The sequence below is a fragment of the Leifsonia soli genome, from assembly GCF_013408745.1.
Classification (GTDB): domain Bacteria; phylum Actinomycetota; class Actinomycetes; order Actinomycetales; family Microbacteriaceae; genus Leifsonia; species Leifsonia soli.
This window is the reverse complement of the sequence record NZ_JACCBJ010000001.1, coordinates 1,054,170-1,069,007: the sequence shown is the minus strand read 5'-3', so window position 1 is coordinate 1,069,007 and position 14,838 is coordinate 1,054,170. Positions and strand designations below refer to the sequence as shown.

The 14,838-nt window shown below is 70.4% G+C and carries 13 protein-coding genes and 1 tRNA gene; 8 read left to right on the top strand and 6 right to left on the bottom strand.

From position 1 onward, the window contains the following. Positions 1-13 precede the first annotated feature (13 nt). The 3 genes from BJ963_RS05155 to BJ963_RS05145 form a co-directional block, all read right to left on the bottom strand. Positions 14-1,081 (bottom strand): zinc-ribbon domain-containing protein, encoded by a 1,068-nt coding sequence (locus tag BJ963_RS05155; protein ID WP_179455052.1) that lies wholly within the window; start codon positions 1,079-1,081, stop codon positions 14-16. A gap of 59 nt (positions 1,082-1,140) precedes the next feature. Beyond that, positions 1,141-1,893 carry a DUF1295 domain-containing protein gene (locus BJ963_RS05150; RefSeq protein WP_179455050.1) on the bottom strand — a complete coding sequence of 251 codons (753 nt, stop codon included), beginning with the start codon at positions 1,891-1,893 and terminating at the stop codon, positions 1,141-1,143. 82 nt (positions 1,894-1,975) lie between these two features. Next, positions 1,976-4,270, bottom strand: coding sequence for a glycoside hydrolase family 3 C-terminal domain-containing protein (locus tag BJ963_RS05145; protein WP_179455048.1), 2,295 nt, complete (start codon positions 4,268-4,270; stop codon positions 1,976-1,978). 96 nt (positions 4,271-4,366) lie between these two features. Between BJ963_RS05145 and BJ963_RS05140 the strand changes: the two genes are divergently transcribed. Continuing rightward, a complete protein-coding gene (locus tag BJ963_RS05140; RefSeq protein WP_179458035.1) occupies positions 4,367-5,005 on the top strand; it encodes a TetR/AcrR family transcriptional regulator in 639 nt (212 codons plus the stop codon). On the opposite strand, the gene BJ963_RS05135 is transcribed toward BJ963_RS05140, so the two are convergent. Together BJ963_RS05135 and BJ963_RS05130 are read right to left on the bottom strand one after the other, a co-directional pair. Then, a tRNA-Val gene (locus BJ963_RS05135) sits at positions 4,965-5,037 on the bottom strand. The genes BJ963_RS05140 and BJ963_RS05135 overlap by 41 nt on opposite strands. Before the next feature lie 115 nt (positions 5,038-5,152). Further along, complete coding sequence (locus tag BJ963_RS05130) at positions 5,153-5,623, bottom strand: peroxiredoxin (protein WP_089911002.1); 471 nt, start codon at positions 5,621-5,623, stop codon at positions 5,153-5,155. A gap of 200 nt (positions 5,624-5,823) precedes the next feature. On the opposite strand from BJ963_RS05130, the gene aceE reads away from it, so the two are divergent. The 6 genes from aceE (at position 5,824) to BJ963_RS05100 (ending at position 13,447) form a co-directional block, all read left to right on the top strand. Beyond that, complete coding sequence (gene aceE / locus BJ963_RS05125) at positions 5,824-8,550, top strand: pyruvate dehydrogenase (acetyl-transferring), homodimeric type (protein WP_179455046.1); 2,727 nt, start codon at positions 5,824-5,826, stop codon at positions 8,548-8,550. 23 nt (positions 8,551-8,573) lie between these two features. Next, positions 8,574-9,773 carry a PucR family transcriptional regulator gene (locus tag BJ963_RS05120; protein ID WP_089916720.1) on the top strand — a complete coding sequence of 400 codons (1,200 nt, stop codon included), beginning with the start codon at positions 8,574-8,576 and terminating at the stop codon, positions 9,771-9,773. 84 nt (positions 9,774-9,857) lie between these two features. After that, entirely contained in the window at positions 9,858-10,778 is a 921-nt protein-coding gene (locus BJ963_RS05115; RefSeq protein ID WP_179455044.1) for an acyltransferase domain-containing protein, read from the top strand. Between the two features lie 20 nt (positions 10,779-10,798). Then, entirely contained in the window at positions 10,799-11,803 is a 1,005-nt protein-coding gene (locus BJ963_RS05110; RefSeq protein WP_179455042.1) for a beta-ketoacyl-ACP synthase III, read from the top strand. 46 nt (positions 11,804-11,849) lie between these two features. Further along, complete coding sequence (locus tag BJ963_RS05105) at positions 11,850-12,101, top strand: acyl carrier protein (protein ID WP_018190963.1); 252 nt, start codon at positions 11,850-11,852, stop codon at positions 12,099-12,101. A 110-nt stretch (positions 12,102-12,211) separates the two neighbouring features. Continuing rightward, entirely contained in the window at positions 12,212-13,447 is a 1,236-nt protein-coding gene (locus BJ963_RS05100) for a beta-ketoacyl-[acyl-carrier-protein] synthase family protein (protein WP_089911013.1), read from the top strand. A 114-nt stretch (positions 13,448-13,561) separates the two neighbouring features. Here BJ963_RS05100 and BJ963_RS05095 read toward each other — a convergent pair whose 3' ends face one another. Next, on the bottom strand, positions 13,562-14,065 hold the full coding sequence (locus BJ963_RS05095; RefSeq protein WP_089911016.1) for a DUF3145 domain-containing protein: 504 nt from the start codon (positions 14,063-14,065) through the stop codon (positions 13,562-13,564). Between the two features lie 186 nt (positions 14,066-14,251). On the opposite strand from BJ963_RS05095, the gene BJ963_RS05090 reads away from it, so the two are divergent. Then, positions 14,252-14,833 (top strand): PadR family transcriptional regulator, encoded by a 582-nt coding sequence (locus BJ963_RS05090; RefSeq protein WP_089911019.1) that lies wholly within the window; start codon positions 14,252-14,254, stop codon positions 14,831-14,833. The last annotated feature ends 5 nt before the right edge of the window (positions 14,834-14,838 follow it).

Genomic DNA, 14,838 nt, shown 5'->3' with positions numbered 1-14,838 from the left:
TCAGCGCAGGTACTCAGCGCAGGTACGCCGCCACGAACAGGTCGCCCCGGATCTCGCCGAGCCGGGTGACGATCCGCTCCACCAGCGCGTCGGTGATTCCGCCCGCGTGCACGTCGTAGGGGCCGATCGGCTGCAGCGCTCCGCAGCGGACGCGCACGACCTCCCACCCGGCGGCGCGGAGCAGCCGGTCCTTGCGGCGGTCCGAGGCCTCGCGCGGGCCGACGTGCTCGAGGCCGTGCCGGCCCGTGGTGTCGTACTCGATGGCGACGCGCAGCTCCGGCAGCAGGATGTCGGGCCACACTTCGAGGTGCGAGTGGAAGGGCTTCGCGACGCGAACCGCGTTCGGGGAGAGGTCGATGTCCAGCCGCTCGCCGAGCCGTCTCTTGAGCTCGGGTTCCGCGGCCGACGCCGGTGCAGGGGCCCAGCGGCTGACGAACGCCTCGCCCACCGGCACCGCATCCGCTCCCGCCCGGGCATGGCGGCAGATCGGGCACCTCCGGCCGCCGAGAATGCGCTCGATACTGGTCTGGTACGACGGATGCCCCGCCGCGCACTGCCAGGCGTACGTGCCGGCGGTGCTGTTCGCGTTCGACACGGCGACGCGCGATCCGGGGGCGGCCATGCTCACCAGCTGCTCTCGCGTCAGCGCTTCGCGATCGAGCCGGCGGCAGAGGTAGCAACGATCATCCTGCGGGTCGTTCTCGATGCGTCGCAGGTCGCGGGCGTGACCGCACGGGTGGAGTCCGGCATCCGGCTCCGCCGCCCGCACCGGTTTCGGGACGGCGGCCTCGGCGCATAGCGGGCACCATGCCGAGCGCCGCCGCGTGCCGCCGGGGCGGCCACGCTGCTCCTCGGGGGTGGCCACGAACCGGTGGCCGGAGTCGCACTCCCACACCAGGTAGACGTCGGCCGCGGGCGGAACCTGCGTGAGGGTGATCCCGTGGTTGAGGTCGGGATGGTACTGGCGGACCAGCACGGGGTACCGCTCCCAGTCGGTGCGGTAGCGCCCGACCTCGTAGGGCACGGCGACGCCCTTCGACCACTGGCGGCGCGCCCACCACTGCTCGACGCTCTCCGGCACGGCATCCCTCCTCACCCCGAGGGTAGGACGCACCACCGTCACTGCCCGCACGCGATGGCTCAGAGCACGAACGGGAGGAGGGCGCGGCGCTCGGGGGGATAGTCGGGGAAGGTGTCCCGGTACCAGCGGTGGTTCGCGAACGCCCGCGGCGCGAGGTTCGCGAACGTGTACAGCGCGAACGCGGTGCCGGCGAGCGACCACGTGGCGATCGCCCATCCCGTCCACTCGATCATCTCGCCGAGGTAGTTCGGGCTGGAGACGTAGCGGAACCCGCCGCCCTGCGGGATGCGGTACCCGTCTCCCGACCGCCGCAGCAGCCGCAGCGTGCGGTCCGAGCGCGCATTCAGCGTCAGCCCGGCCGCGAACAGGACGACGCCGAACCAGAACCGCCCATCCCCCAGCCACGCCACGGGATAGCTCCCGTACTCGGAGATCCAGCGCGCATTGACCCACGCGTTCAGGAGGTTGAACCCGATCGCCAGCAGCATCACGAGCACCGGCATGCGCGACCCCGAGCGCATCAGGAACGGGTAGACGAACGCCCGGTAGACGTAGTGCACCAGCCAGAGCGCGAGGAACAGCAGTGGCACCGGCTCGAAGCGGTTCGAACCGAGCAGGTAGAACACCACGAAGAGGATGGACGCGGGCGCCTCCATGACGACCCAGCCGAACCGCGCGGGCACCGTCGGCCCCCAACCGGCGCGCCCGTGCCGCCCGCCGTACGGCGCGACGATGAACAGGAGTGCGACGAAGGTCACGACGGCAAGCGCGATCTCGGCGTAGACGAACCAGCGGTACGGTCCCTCGGGCATGCGGCCAGCCTATCCACGCCCGGCCCCCGGGCACCGCGACGCCCCGGTCCGCCGAGCGCACTCGACGGGCCGGGGCGCGAGGTCACTGCCGCTGAGCGTTCGCCGCGGCGAGCAGCCCGTCGATCATCTCGGGCGTCACCTGGCCGCCGGACATCATGCCGACGCGTCCGATCGGGAACGACGCCATCATCCGCTCCATCGACACACCTTCCGGCATGATCGACGACGCGCCGTCGAACAGCTCGGACATACCGGCCAGCGCGCCCTGGACCATCGGCCCGGCGACAGGATGCGCGAGCACCTCGCCGAGCGACGACTCGCGGGTCAGCGGCAGCCACACCTCGTCTCCGTCCACCGCGGCGGTCACGGTCGCGCGGAGATCGCGGCTCGACGCGCCCACCTCGATCGCGTACTCGCCGCCCTCGACCACCCAGCGGTCGGCTCGCACGTCCCAGTACGCGAGATCCTCCCGCCGGATCGTCACGGCGACCTCGCCCGACGCCCCCGGCTCGAGCTCGATCGAGCCGAAGCCCTTCAGCTCGCGGGGCGGACGCTGCACGCGCGATCCCGGCAGCGCTGTGTACACCTGGACGACCTCGCGTCCGGACCGCTCCCCCGTGTTGGTCACGGTGACCCGCACCTGGATGTCGCCCCGGGCCGTGACCGAAGCGCTCGCGTCGCCATAGCGGAAGGCCGTGTACGAGAGCCCGTGCCCGAACGGGTACTCCACCGGCATCCGGCGCGCGTCGTACCAGCGGTAGCCCACGAACAGTCCCTCGCCGTAGCGGACGTGCCCCTCCTCTCCCGGGAAGTTCAGGAAGGCGGGGGTGTCCTCCAGCCGCAGAGGAACGGTCTCGGTGAGCTTGCCCGACGGATTCACGGCGCCGAACAGCACGTCGGCGGTGGCTGAGCCGCCCGCCTGGCCGAGCAACCAGCCCTCGACGATGGCCGGCACCCGCTGCGAGAACGGGAGCATCACGACACCGCCGTTGGACAGCACGACCACGGTCCGCGGGTTGGCGGCGACGACCGCGTCGATGACGGCCAGCTGGTCCGCCGGAAGGTCGATGTCGTCGCGGTCGTAGCCTTCCGACTCCAGCCGGGCGGGCAGGCCGGCGAACACCACCGCGATGTCGGCCGCAGACGCCGCGGCGACCGCTTCGTCGCGCAGCCGCGTCGACTCCTCCGCGTCGACCTCGGCGGCGAGCGAGAAGCCGGGGGCGTAGGCGACATCGCCCGCAGCCGCACGGATCGCGGTGAGCGCGTCGTCCAGGCGGGTCGGATGGATCATCGACGAACCGGCGCCCTGGTACCGCGGCTTCTCGGCGAACGCACCGATGACCGCGATCGAGCGGCCGGCGGCGAGCGGCAGGAGCGGCGCGTCGCCGGTGGCCGGGGCGTCGTTCTTCAGCAGGACGATGGAGCGCGCGGCCGCCTCGCGGGCGAGGGCGTGGTGGGCGTCCACGTCGAGCGGACCCTCCACGCGGTCGGTCGCCGCCCAGCGGGTCGCGAGCGCCGCCACCCGGGCTGCGGACGCATCCAGCACCGACGCGTCGAGGGTCCCGTCGCCGACCGCCGCGACGACCGCGGCGTCGCTCAGGCCGGCGTTCCCGGGCATCTCCAGGTCGAGACCGGCGCGGAGGGCGGCGACGCGGTCGACGACCGCTCCCCAGTCCGAGACGACCAGGCCCTCGAAGCCCCACTCGCCGCGCAGCACGTCGGTGAGCAGCCACCGGTTTTCGGACGCGAACACGCCGTTGATGCGGTTGTACGAGCACATCACGGTGTACGGCTGCGCATCCTCCACCACCCGCTGGAAGCCGCGCAGATAGATCTCCCGCAGCGGCCGGGGGTCGACATCGGACGAGGAGCGCATCCGGTCGTCCTCCTGGTTGTTGGCCGCGAAGTGCTTGAGCGACGCGCCGACGCCCTGCGACTGGATGCCGCGCACCAGGGCGGCGCCCAGCACACCGGACACGATGGGATCCTCGCTGAGGTACTCGAAGTTGCGGCCGCACAGCGGGGATCGCTTGATGTTGATGCCGGGGCCCAGGATGACGGCGACGTCCTCGATCGAGGACTCGACGCCGAGCGCGGTGCCGACCCGCTCGACCAGCTCCACATCCCAGGAGGAGCCGAGGGCGACGGCCGGAGGGAAGCAGGTCGCCGGGACGCTGTCGCCGATCCCGAGGTGGTCGCCGCCTTCGCGCTGCTTGCGGAGCCCGTGCGGCCCGTCGGTGAGCATCACGGAGGGGATGCCCGCCCGCTCGACGGCCTTCGTGCGCCAGAAGCCCTCTCCGCTGGTGAGCGACGCCTTCTCCTCGATGCTGAGCCCGGAGATGTCGGCGGCGGTGCCCGCCGGGGTCGTGTCTGCCATGTCGAAGGGCTCCTCTCGCGTCCACCGTGGACGGTGGCAAAACCTTACGTCACTCGGTTTTTGAAAAGCAAACGGCGTTCGGTTTATCGTGGAGGCATGGTACGACGAGGGTCCTACGCGAAAGGCGTCGCCAAGCGCGACGAGATCCTGGAGCGCGCTCTCGAGGTGATCGCGCGGGAGGGCATCCGCGGCGCGTCGGTCAAGGAGCTGGCGGATGCGGTCGGCCTCAGCCAGGCCGGCCTGCTCCACTACTTCGACAGCAAGGAGGAGCTGTTCACGGCGATCCTCCGCAAGCGCGACGAGGTCGACAGCCGGCGGTTCGGCGAGGCGGACGGGGATGGTCCGCTGGAGGACATCCGCGCGGGATACGTCGCAATCGTGCGGCACAACGCGGAAGTGCCTGGGCTCGTCCAGCTGTTCTCCCGGCTCGCGGTCGACGCCGCGGATCCCCAGCATCCCGCCCACGACTACTTCGTCGAACGCAGCGCGGCGCTGCGGAGCACCTTCGCCACCGCGCTGGAGCGTCGGCGCGCGGAGCGCGCGACGACTCCGGCCGTGGACGCGGACACGCTGGCACGCATCCTGCAGGCGGTCTCCGACGGGATGCAGCTGCAGTGGATGCAGGACCCCTCGGTCGACATGGCCGCGGCGGTCGACGCTCTCTTCGAGCTGCTAGCCCCCACGTCCGCGGGAGTGGGCCCTGCCGGGATCGAACCGACGACATCCACGGTGTAAACGTGGCGCTCTACCAGCTGAGCTAAAGGCCCGTGACGCTCCTCAACCCTACCGAACCCCTCGCCACGCGAGAGATGTGCGCCAAATCTGCGTTATGCGTGTCTCATAACCGAGATCTGGCGCACATCTCTCGTCGCGCGGAGGGCGTCAGACGTGGGCGGGGAGGTGGTCGAGCGCCGCGCGGTAGGCGTCGATCGAGCGGGCCTCGCCCGGCGCGGTGATGAACGACGCGCGGATGATGCCGCGCTCGTCGATGAGGAAGGTCGCGCGGTTCGCGAAGCCCTTCTCGCGCAGGAAGACGCCGTACTCCTTGGCGATCTCGCCGTGCGGCCAGAAGTCGGCAAGCAGAGAGAACGAGTAGCCCTCCTGCTCGGCCCAGGCGCGCAGCGTGAACTTGGAGTCGACGGAGATGCCCAGCAGCTCGACGCGGTGGTCCTCGAACAGCGAGAGGTTGTCGCGCAGTGCGCACAGCTCCCCCGTGCAGGTGCCGGAGAACGCGAGCGGGAAGAAGACCAGCGCCACCGCCTTCCGTCCCCGGAAGTCGCTCAGCCGGACGGTCTCGCCGTACTGGTTGAGCAGCTCGAAGTCGGGAGCCTGGGTATCGTTCTCGAGTGCCATCGAAGTCCTTTCCCGCCGGCGCGACGTGGCTCGCGCGCAGGCACGAGCACACAGCATAGACCGGCCTCCCGGGAGTGCCAAGCGACGGTCACGCACACCGGCGGAGTGAGGCTAGGCTGGTCGATGGTGCCCGCGCTTGTCGAGACCCGACAGCGCTCCGGCTTGTCCACGATCCATCCGACACAAGAAAGAGGTCGAGGGTGACTGTAAACGACCAGGACCCGTACTCGATGAATAACATCGATTCGGACCCGGAGGAGACCGCCGAGTGGCGCGAATCCCTCGACCAACTGGTTGCGGCCCATGGCCATGAGCGTGCTCGCGAGATCATGCTCAGCCTGCTCAAGCGCTCGAAGGAACTGCACGTCGGTGTGCCGATGGTCCCGACGACGGACTACATCAACACCATCTCCCCGGAGAACGAGCCCGAGTTCCCCGGCGACGAGGAGATCGAGCGCCGCTACCGGGCGTGGATCCGCTGGAACGCCGCCGTGCTCGTGCACCGTGCGCAGCGCCCCGGCATCGCCGTCGGCGGCCACATCTCGACCTACGCGTCGAGCGCCGCGCTGTACGAGGTCGGCTTCAACCACTTCTTCCGCGGCCAGGACCACCCGGGCGGCGGCGACCAGATCTTCATCCAGGGCCACGCCTCCCCCGGCACCTACGCCCGCGCCTTCCTCGAGGGTCGCCTGAGCGCCGACCAGCTCGACGGCTTCCGCCAGGAGAAGTCGCACGCGGGCGGCGGTCTCTCCAGCTATCCGCACCCGCGGCTCATGCCCGAGTTCTGGCAGTTCCCGACGGTGTCGATGGGTCTCGGCCCGATCAACGCGATCTACCAGGCGCAGCTCAACAAGTACCTCACCAACCGCGGCATCAAGGACGCCTCCGACCAGCACGTCTGGGCGTTCCTCGGCGACGGCGAGATGGACGAGGTCGAGTCGCGCGGTCAGCTGCAGGTCGCCGCCAATGAGAAGCTCGACAACCTCACGTTCGTCATCAACGCCAACCTGCAGCGCCTCGACGGGCCCGTCCGCGGCAACGGCAAGATCATCCAGGAGCTGGAGAGCTTCTTCCGCGGAGCCGGCTGGAACGTCATCAAGGTCATCTGGGGCCGCGAGTGGGACGACCTGCTCGCCCGCGACGCCGACGGCGCCCTCGTCAACCTCATGAACGAGACGCCGGACGGCGACTACCAGACGTACAAGACCGAGAGCGGCGCCTATGTCCGCGAGAACTTCTTCGGCCGCGACCCGCGGACGCTGGAGCTCGTCAAGGACTACAGCGACGACCAGATCTGGAACCTCAAGCGCGGCGGCCACGACTACCGCAAGGTGTACGCGGCGTTCAAGGCGGCCGCCGAGCACAAGGGCCAGCCCACCGTCATCATCGCCAAGACCATCAAGGGCTACGGGCTCGGCCCGTCGTTCGAGGGCCGCAACGCGACCCACCAGATGAAGAAGATGACGCTGGACAACCTGAAGACGTTCCGGGATGCGATGCGCATCCCGATCACGGACGCCCAGCTCGAGGAGAACCCGTACCTGCCGCCGTACTACAACCCCGGCGCGGACGACGAGGCGATCCAGTACCTGCACGACCGGCGCCGCGCGCTCGGCGGCTACGTTCCGGAGCGCCGCGCGAAGTACACCCAGCTGAACCTGCCGGACGACTCCGCGTACGCGATCTCCAAGAAGGGCTCGGGAACGCAGGAGGTCGCCACCACCATGGCGTTCGTCCGCCTGCTGAAGGACCTGCTCCGCTCGAAGGACTTCGGCCACCGCATCGTCCCGATCATCCCGGACGAGGCGCGCACCTTCGGCATGGACGCCTTCTTCCCGAACGCGAAGATCTACAACCCGAACGGCCAGCACTACACCTCGGTCGACCGCGAGCTGCTCCTGGCCTACAAGGAGAGCCCGCAGGGCCAGATCATCCACGTCGGCATCAACGAGGCGGGCGCGCTCGCCGCGTTCACCAACGTGGGATCGTCGTACTCGACGCAGGGCGAGCCGCTCATCCCGGTCTACGTCTTCTACTCGATGTTCGGCTTCCAGCGCACGGGCGACGCCCTGTGGGCGGCGGGCGACCAGATGGCGCGCGGCTTCCTGATCGGCGCCACCGCCGGCCGCACCACGCTCACCGGCGAGGGCCTGCAGCACGCCGACGGCCACTCGCCGCTGCTCGCCTCCACGAACCCGGCGGTCGTCCAGTACGACCCGGCGTACGGCTACGAGATCGGCCACATCGTCCGCGCCGGCCTCGAGCGGATGTACGGCGGCAACCACCCGGACCCGAACGTCATGTACTACCTCACAGTGTACAACGAGCCGATCGTCCAGCCGGCCGAGCCGGAGGGCGTCGACGTGGACGGCATCGTCCGCGGCGTCTACAAGCTGCGCGCCGGCGAGGGCGAAGGCCCGAAGGCCCAGCTGCTCGCGTCTGGCGTGTCGGTGCCGTGGGCGCTGGAGGCGCAGCACCTGCTCGCGCAGGACTGGGGCGTCTCGGCCGATGTGTGGAGCGTCACCTCGTGGGGCGAGCTGCGCCGCGACGGCCTGGCCGCCGAGGAGCACAACTTCCTCTACCCGCAGCAGGAGAAGCAGGTGCCGTACGTCACCCGCAAGCTGCAGGAGGCGGAGGGCCCGTTCGTCGCGGTGACCGACTACTCGCACGCCGTGCCGGACATGATCCGTCAGTTCGTCCCCGGCGAGTACGCGACCCTGGGCGCCGACAGCTTCGGCTTCTCCGACACCCGCCCCGCCGCCCGCCGGTTCTTCAAGATCGACGGACCGTCGATGGTGGTGCGGACGCTGGAGCTCCTCGCCGCGCAGGGCAAGGTCGACCCCAACGCACCCGCCTGGGCGATCGAGAAGTACCTCCTGCACGACGTCAACGCCGGCACCACCGGCAGCGCGGGCGGCGAGGCGTAACGGCTCCCGTGGCAGGCAGCCAGGTGGAGAGGACGAAGCCCGAGACGCTCGCGTGGCTGCGCAAGATCTCGGGTGAGCTGGCGACGACCACGCTCAAGCGGCTCGAGGACACCCTTCCCTGGTACCGCGACATGCCACCGGGCCGGCGCAGCGCCGTCGGCCTGGTGGCGCAGGCGGGCATCTCGTCGTTCATCTCCTGGTACGACGACCCGCGCTCCACACCGTGGATCGCGGCCGACGTGTTCGGCGCGGCTCCGCGCGAGCTGCTGCGCAGCGTGAGCCTGCAGCAGACGCTCCAGCTCATCAAGATCACCGTCGAGGTGGTCGAGGAGCGCGTGAAGAGCGGCGGCGGGGAGGATCTGCGGGAGGCCATCCTGCTGTACTCCCGCGAGATCGCGTTCGCGGCGGCCGATGTCTACGCGCGTGCCGCCGAGGCCCGTGGGCTGTGGGACGCCCGCCTGGAGGCACTGGTCGTCGACAGCATCCTGACCGGCGAGTACGACGACGAGCTGCCCAGCCGGATCGCCGCGCTCGGCTGGCACGGCCACGGCGAGGTCAGCGTCCTCGTCGGGACGGCGCCGAAGATGCTCGACGTCGACCAGCTGCGCCGCACCGCCCGCCACATGTCGGCCGACGTGCTGATCGGCGTGCAGGGCAGCCGGCTCGTGCTCGTGATCGGCCGCGCCTGGCCGAGCAACAGCACTCCGGAGGATGCGATCGGCCCGGCGCCCATCGTGTCGTTCATGGAGATCGCCCAGCAGCTCGAGCCCGGGTTCGGCCCCGGCCACCTGGTGCTCGGCCACGAGGTCCCGAGCCTGGTGGATGCGTCCAAGAGCGCGAAGGCCGCTCTGGCCGGCTTCGCGGTGGCCCGCGCCTGGCGCAACTGCCCGCGCCCGGTGCATGCGGACGACCTGCTCCCGGAGCGCGCCCTCGCCGGCGACGGCCTGGCCCGCGCGACCCTGATCAGCCGCATCTACCGGCCGCTCCAGGGCTACTCGACCGAGCTGCTGACGACGCTCTGGTGCTACCTCGACAACGGCCGGTCGCTCGAGGCGACGGCCCGCGAGCTGTTCGTGCACCCGAACACCGTCCGCTATCGCCTGAAGCGCGTCTCCGAGGTCATCGGCTGGGATGCCACCGGCGCCCGCGAGGCCCTCATTCTGCAGGCGGCGCTGATCGTCGGCTCGATCAACGAGCCCGACTCGCCCCGCCGCGGCGGCTGAGTTGTAGACAACCACAAAGCATCTTCGAATAGTTCGTATCCATCCGACACATCCGCCTGGCGGAAGATTGGCAGACTGGAAACCGTGATCGTCATCGTGTGCCCGGGTCAGGGATCCCAGACCCCCGGCTTCCTGGACCCCTGGCTCAGCGAGTCCTCGTTCCGCGACCAGCTCACCGGCATCTCCGACGCGGTCGGCATCGACCTGGTGGCGCACGGAACCGTCAGCGACGCCGACACCATCCGCGACACCGCGGTCGCGCAGCCGCTCATCGTCTCCGCCGGACTGCTGACGCTCTCCGCGCTGTTCGCCGACGGTCGCCGTGATCGTGTCGGCGGGATCGCCGGCCACTCCGTCGGAGAGCTCACCGCTGCCGCTGGCGCCGGCGTCCTCAGCGAGACCGACGCCGTCGCGTTCGTGCGCGAGCGCGGAGCCGCCATGGCCCGCGCCGCCGCCGAGGCGCAGACCGGCATGAGCGCCGTGATCGGCGCCGACGAGACCGAGCTGCTCGCCCGGCTCGACGAGCTGGGCCTCTCCCCCGCGAACTACAACGGCGGCGGCCAGATCGTCGTCGCCGGCGCTCTGGATGCGCTGGCCCAGCTGGCGGAGAACCCGCCGGCCCGCGCCCGCGTCATCCCGCTGCAGGTCGCCGGCGCATTCCACACCCGCTACATGGCGTCCGCCGTCCCGGCGCTGGAGCGGTTCGCCTCCACTCTGCGCACGAACGACCCCACCCTGCGGCTCTGGACCAACAAGGACGGCTCCGAGGTGATCGACGGCGCCGAGTTCCTGCGCCTCCTGGTCGGCCAGGTGTCGTCGCCGGTGCGCTGGGACCTCGACATGAAGGCCTTCGAGGAGGCCGGCGTCACCGGCCTGATCGAGGTCGCACCCGCCGGAGCCCTCGTCGGCCTCGCCAAGCGCGGGCTGAAGGGCGTTCCGACCGTCGCGATCAAGACCCCCGACGACCTGCCGGCCGCCTTCGACCTCATCGACCAGGCCGCGTAAGGCCGCAAGGAGCTCCCCCGATGACCCACCCCACCCTGCAGCAGTCGCACGGCCCGCAATACACCCGCATCCTCTCGATCGGCGCGGCGCGCGGCGACCTCGTCGTGCCGAACGACGACCTCGTCGGTCCCATCAACTCGTCCGACGAGTGGATCCGGCAGCGCACCGGCATCGTCACCCGCACCCGCGCGAGCCACGACCTCCTCGCCGTCGACCTCGCCACCGAGGCGTCGAAGGAGGCGATCGAGAAGTCCGGCGTCGACCCGGCGCTCATCGACGTGGTGATCGTCGCCACCATCTCGAACGCGCAGCAGACCCCCTCGCTCGCGGCCGTCCTCGCCGACCGCGTCGGCGCGAACCCGGCTGCCGCGTACGACATGAACGCGGCGTGCGCGGGCTACGCCTACGCGGTCGCCCAGGCGGATGCGTTGATCCGCACGGGCGCTGCCCACTACGCGCTCGTGGTCGGCGCCGAGAAGCTGTCCGATGTCGTCGACCCGACGGACCGCACCATCTCCTTCCTGCTCGGCGACGGCGCCGGCGCCGTCGTCATCGGCCCGAGCGACTACCCCGGCATCGCGAAGACGGTGTGGGGCTCCGACGGCTCCAAGGCCGACGCGGTGGGGATGGACGGCACTCTCACCCAGTTCCGCGACGGCGAGAAGCCCTGGCCGACGCTCCGCCAGGAGGGCCAGACGGTCTTCCGCTGGGCGGTCTGGGAGATGGCCAAGGTCGCCAAGCAGGCGCTCGACGAGGCCGGGGTCTCCCCCGACCAGCTGGCGGCGTTCATCCCGCACCAGGCCAACATGCGGATCGTCGACGAGTTCGCCAAGCAGCTCAAGCTGCCGGACACCGTCGCGATCGCACGCGACATCGAGACGACGGGCAACACGTCCGCCGCATCCATCCCGCTCGCGACCCACCGACTGCTCCAGGAACACCCGGAGCTGAGCGGCGGCCTGGCGCTCCAGATCGGCTTCGGGGCCGGTCTGGTGTTCGGCGCGCAGGTCGTCGTGCTGCCCTAGACTGTTTCCCGGTCACAACGACACCCCCCTCAAGGAGAGAAAAACCATGGCATTGTCCACCGAAGAAGTTCTTGCCGGCCTGGCCGAGCTCATCAACGACGAGACCGGCATCGCGACCGACACGGTTGAGCTGGACAAGTCGTTCACCGACGACCTCGACATCGACTCGATCTCGATGATGACCATCGTGGTCAACGCCGAGGACAAGTTCGACGTGAAGATCCCCGACGAGGAGGTCAAGAACCTCAAGACCGTCGGAGACGCGGTCGAGTTCATCGTCAAGGCGCAGAACGCCTAGGCGCAGAGCCAGGATTCTTCCGCGCGGGCGGCGCACGACCGTGTCGCCGCCCGCGCGTGCGGCAGCGCTCTGACCGTTCGCCGCGATCCTCATTCAGGAGAGTTGCCGTTATGACCAAGAAGATCGTCGTCACCGGGATGGGCGCGTCGTCGCCGCTCGGTGGCACCGCCCCCGAGAGCTGGAGCGCTCTGCTCGCCGGCGTCTCGGGCGCCCGCACCCTCGAGCACGACTGGGTCGCCCAGTACGAGCTCCCCGTCACGTTCGCCGCCGAGGCGATCGTGCGGCCGGAGGAAGTGCTGGAGCGACCCGTCGCCAAGCGCCTCGACCCGTCCAGCCAGTTCGCTCTCATCTCCGCCATGGAGGCCTGGGAAGACGCCGGCCGTCCGGATGTCGCTCCCGAGCGCCTCGGCGTCGACTACGCCACCGGCATCGGCGGCGTGTGGACGCTGCTCGACGCCTGGGACACGCTGCGTGAGCGCGGCCCGCGTCGCGTCCTGCCGATGACCGTCCCCATGCTCATGCCGAACGCGGCGTCCGCCGCAGTCTCCATGCACTTCGAGGCACGCGCCTACGCCCGGACCGTCGCCTCCGCGTGCGCCTCCAGCACCGAGTCGATCGTCAACGCCTACGAGCACCTGCAGCAGGGTCTGGCGGACGTGGTCATCGCCGGTGGAACCGAGTCCGCCATCCACCCGATCACCGTCGCATCCTTCTCGTCGATGCAGGCGCTCTCTCGCCGTAACGACGACCCGGCACACGCCTCCCGGCCGTACAGCGTCGACCGCGACGGCTTCGTCATGGGCGAAGGCGCGGCCAGCCTCGTGCTCGAGACCGAGGAGCACGCCCTCGCGCGCGGCGCCCGGATCTACGCCGAGCTCGCCGGCGGCGGTGTGACCGCCGACTCGTACCACATCACCGCGAACGACCCCGAGGGCCGCGGCGCCAGCCGCGCCGTGCACATCGCGCTCGAGCGGGCCGGCGCGGTGCCGGACGACGTCACCCACATCAACGCCCACGCGACCAGCACACCGGTCGGCGATCCGTCCGAGTACGTCGCCCTCCGCGAGGTGTTCGGTGAGCGCGTCCACACCATCCCGGTGTCGGCGACCAAGGCCTCCACGGGACACCTCCTCGGCGGCACCGGAGCGCTGGAGGCCGTGTTCAGCATCCTCGCGATCCGCGACCGCCAGGCCCCGCCGACGATCAACATCACCGAGATGGACCCGGCCATCCCGCTGCAGGTGAAGAGCGAGCCCCAGCCCCTCGGCGACGGAGCCCAGCTCGTCATCAGCAACTCGTTCGGATTCGGCGGCCACAACGCCGTCGCCGCGTTCCGCAGCTACTGAGCCGCGACTCGCTCACCGGATACCAGAGAAGGCCCCGCTCTGACGAGCGGGGCCTTCTCTGTGTCACCGCGGGCGGGCGGCCATGCCGGGCCCGCCGCGGGAGTCGGTGCGCGGTCAGCCGACGTTGTGCAGCCAGATGACCGACGTGTCGTCGTGCGCGTGGCGGAACGGCTCCAGCTCGTCGTCCCACGCCTGACCCAGGGCCAGCCGCAGCTCGCGGTGCAACTCGAGCGCGTTGGCCCCGGCGATCTCCATGGCGTAGCGGATGCGGTCCTCCGGCACGACCATGTTGCCGGCAGTGTCGACCTGGGCGAAGAAGATGCCGAGATCGGGCGTGTGCATCCACCGGCCGCCGTCGGTGCCGTGCCCGGCGTCCTCGGTGACCTCATAGCGCAGGTGCTCCCAGCCGCGCAGGGCGGACGCGAGGCGCGCGCCGGTGCCGGGAGGGCCGTCCCAGAAGAACTCCGTGCGCTGGGAGCCCTTCAGCACGGGCTGCGTCTCCCAGGTGAAGTTCACCGCACGACCGAGAGCGCGACCCGCCGCCCACTCGATGTGGGGGCAGAGCGCGCTGGGAGAGGAGTGCACGTAGAGCACCCCTCGAGCGACGTGTGCCGACATGGTTCTCCTCCGTTCGTTGGTGCGTCTTCCCCTACGACCAGGAACGGATGGAATCTTCGGCGTGTGAAGTTGCGTCAGCGCTCGCGCGCGTTGCCACGATTATGCCCGAGAACCGCGGGGAGTTACAAGATTGTGATTCGGCGATTCACTCGCCCGGCGAACACCGGACCGAATAGCATACCGAGTATGTCGGTCCAGAACGGTTTCCTGGCGCTCCTCACGCAGGGCGCGGCGTACGGCTCGCAGCTGCAGAGCGAGTTCCTGTGCCGCGCTGCGCACCGGCGGCAGCTGAACCCCGGGCAGGTGTACTCGACCCTCGACCGGATGACGGATCAGGGACTCGTCGCCTCGGCGGGCTCGACCGACGACGGCCTGCCGCTGTACGAGCTGACGGAAGCGGGCCGGGAGGCGGCGGCCGCCTGGCTCAGCGGCGCGCCGGCCGACAGCCGGCCCGACTGGGATGAGATGCAGGACCAGGTGCTGATCGCCGCGTCGCTCGACGGCGTGGATGCGCTGGCGGTCGTCGACGGCTACCGCGCCGCATACGCCGAGAAGATCCGCTACCTCACCCACGAGGCCGACTCGCGCGCGCTCCTCGCGGCGAACCGCGCCGCCGAGCTGGGCGCACGAGCGGCGATCGAGTGGCTGGACGAGGTCGCGACCGCGCTGCGCGCACATCCAGGCGCACTGGTTCAGCCCCGCTCCCCCGAACGCCCCCGCCGCGGCCGCAGGCCGGCCGCCGAGTCGGCCGCTCGCGCTACCGAGTAGCCGGC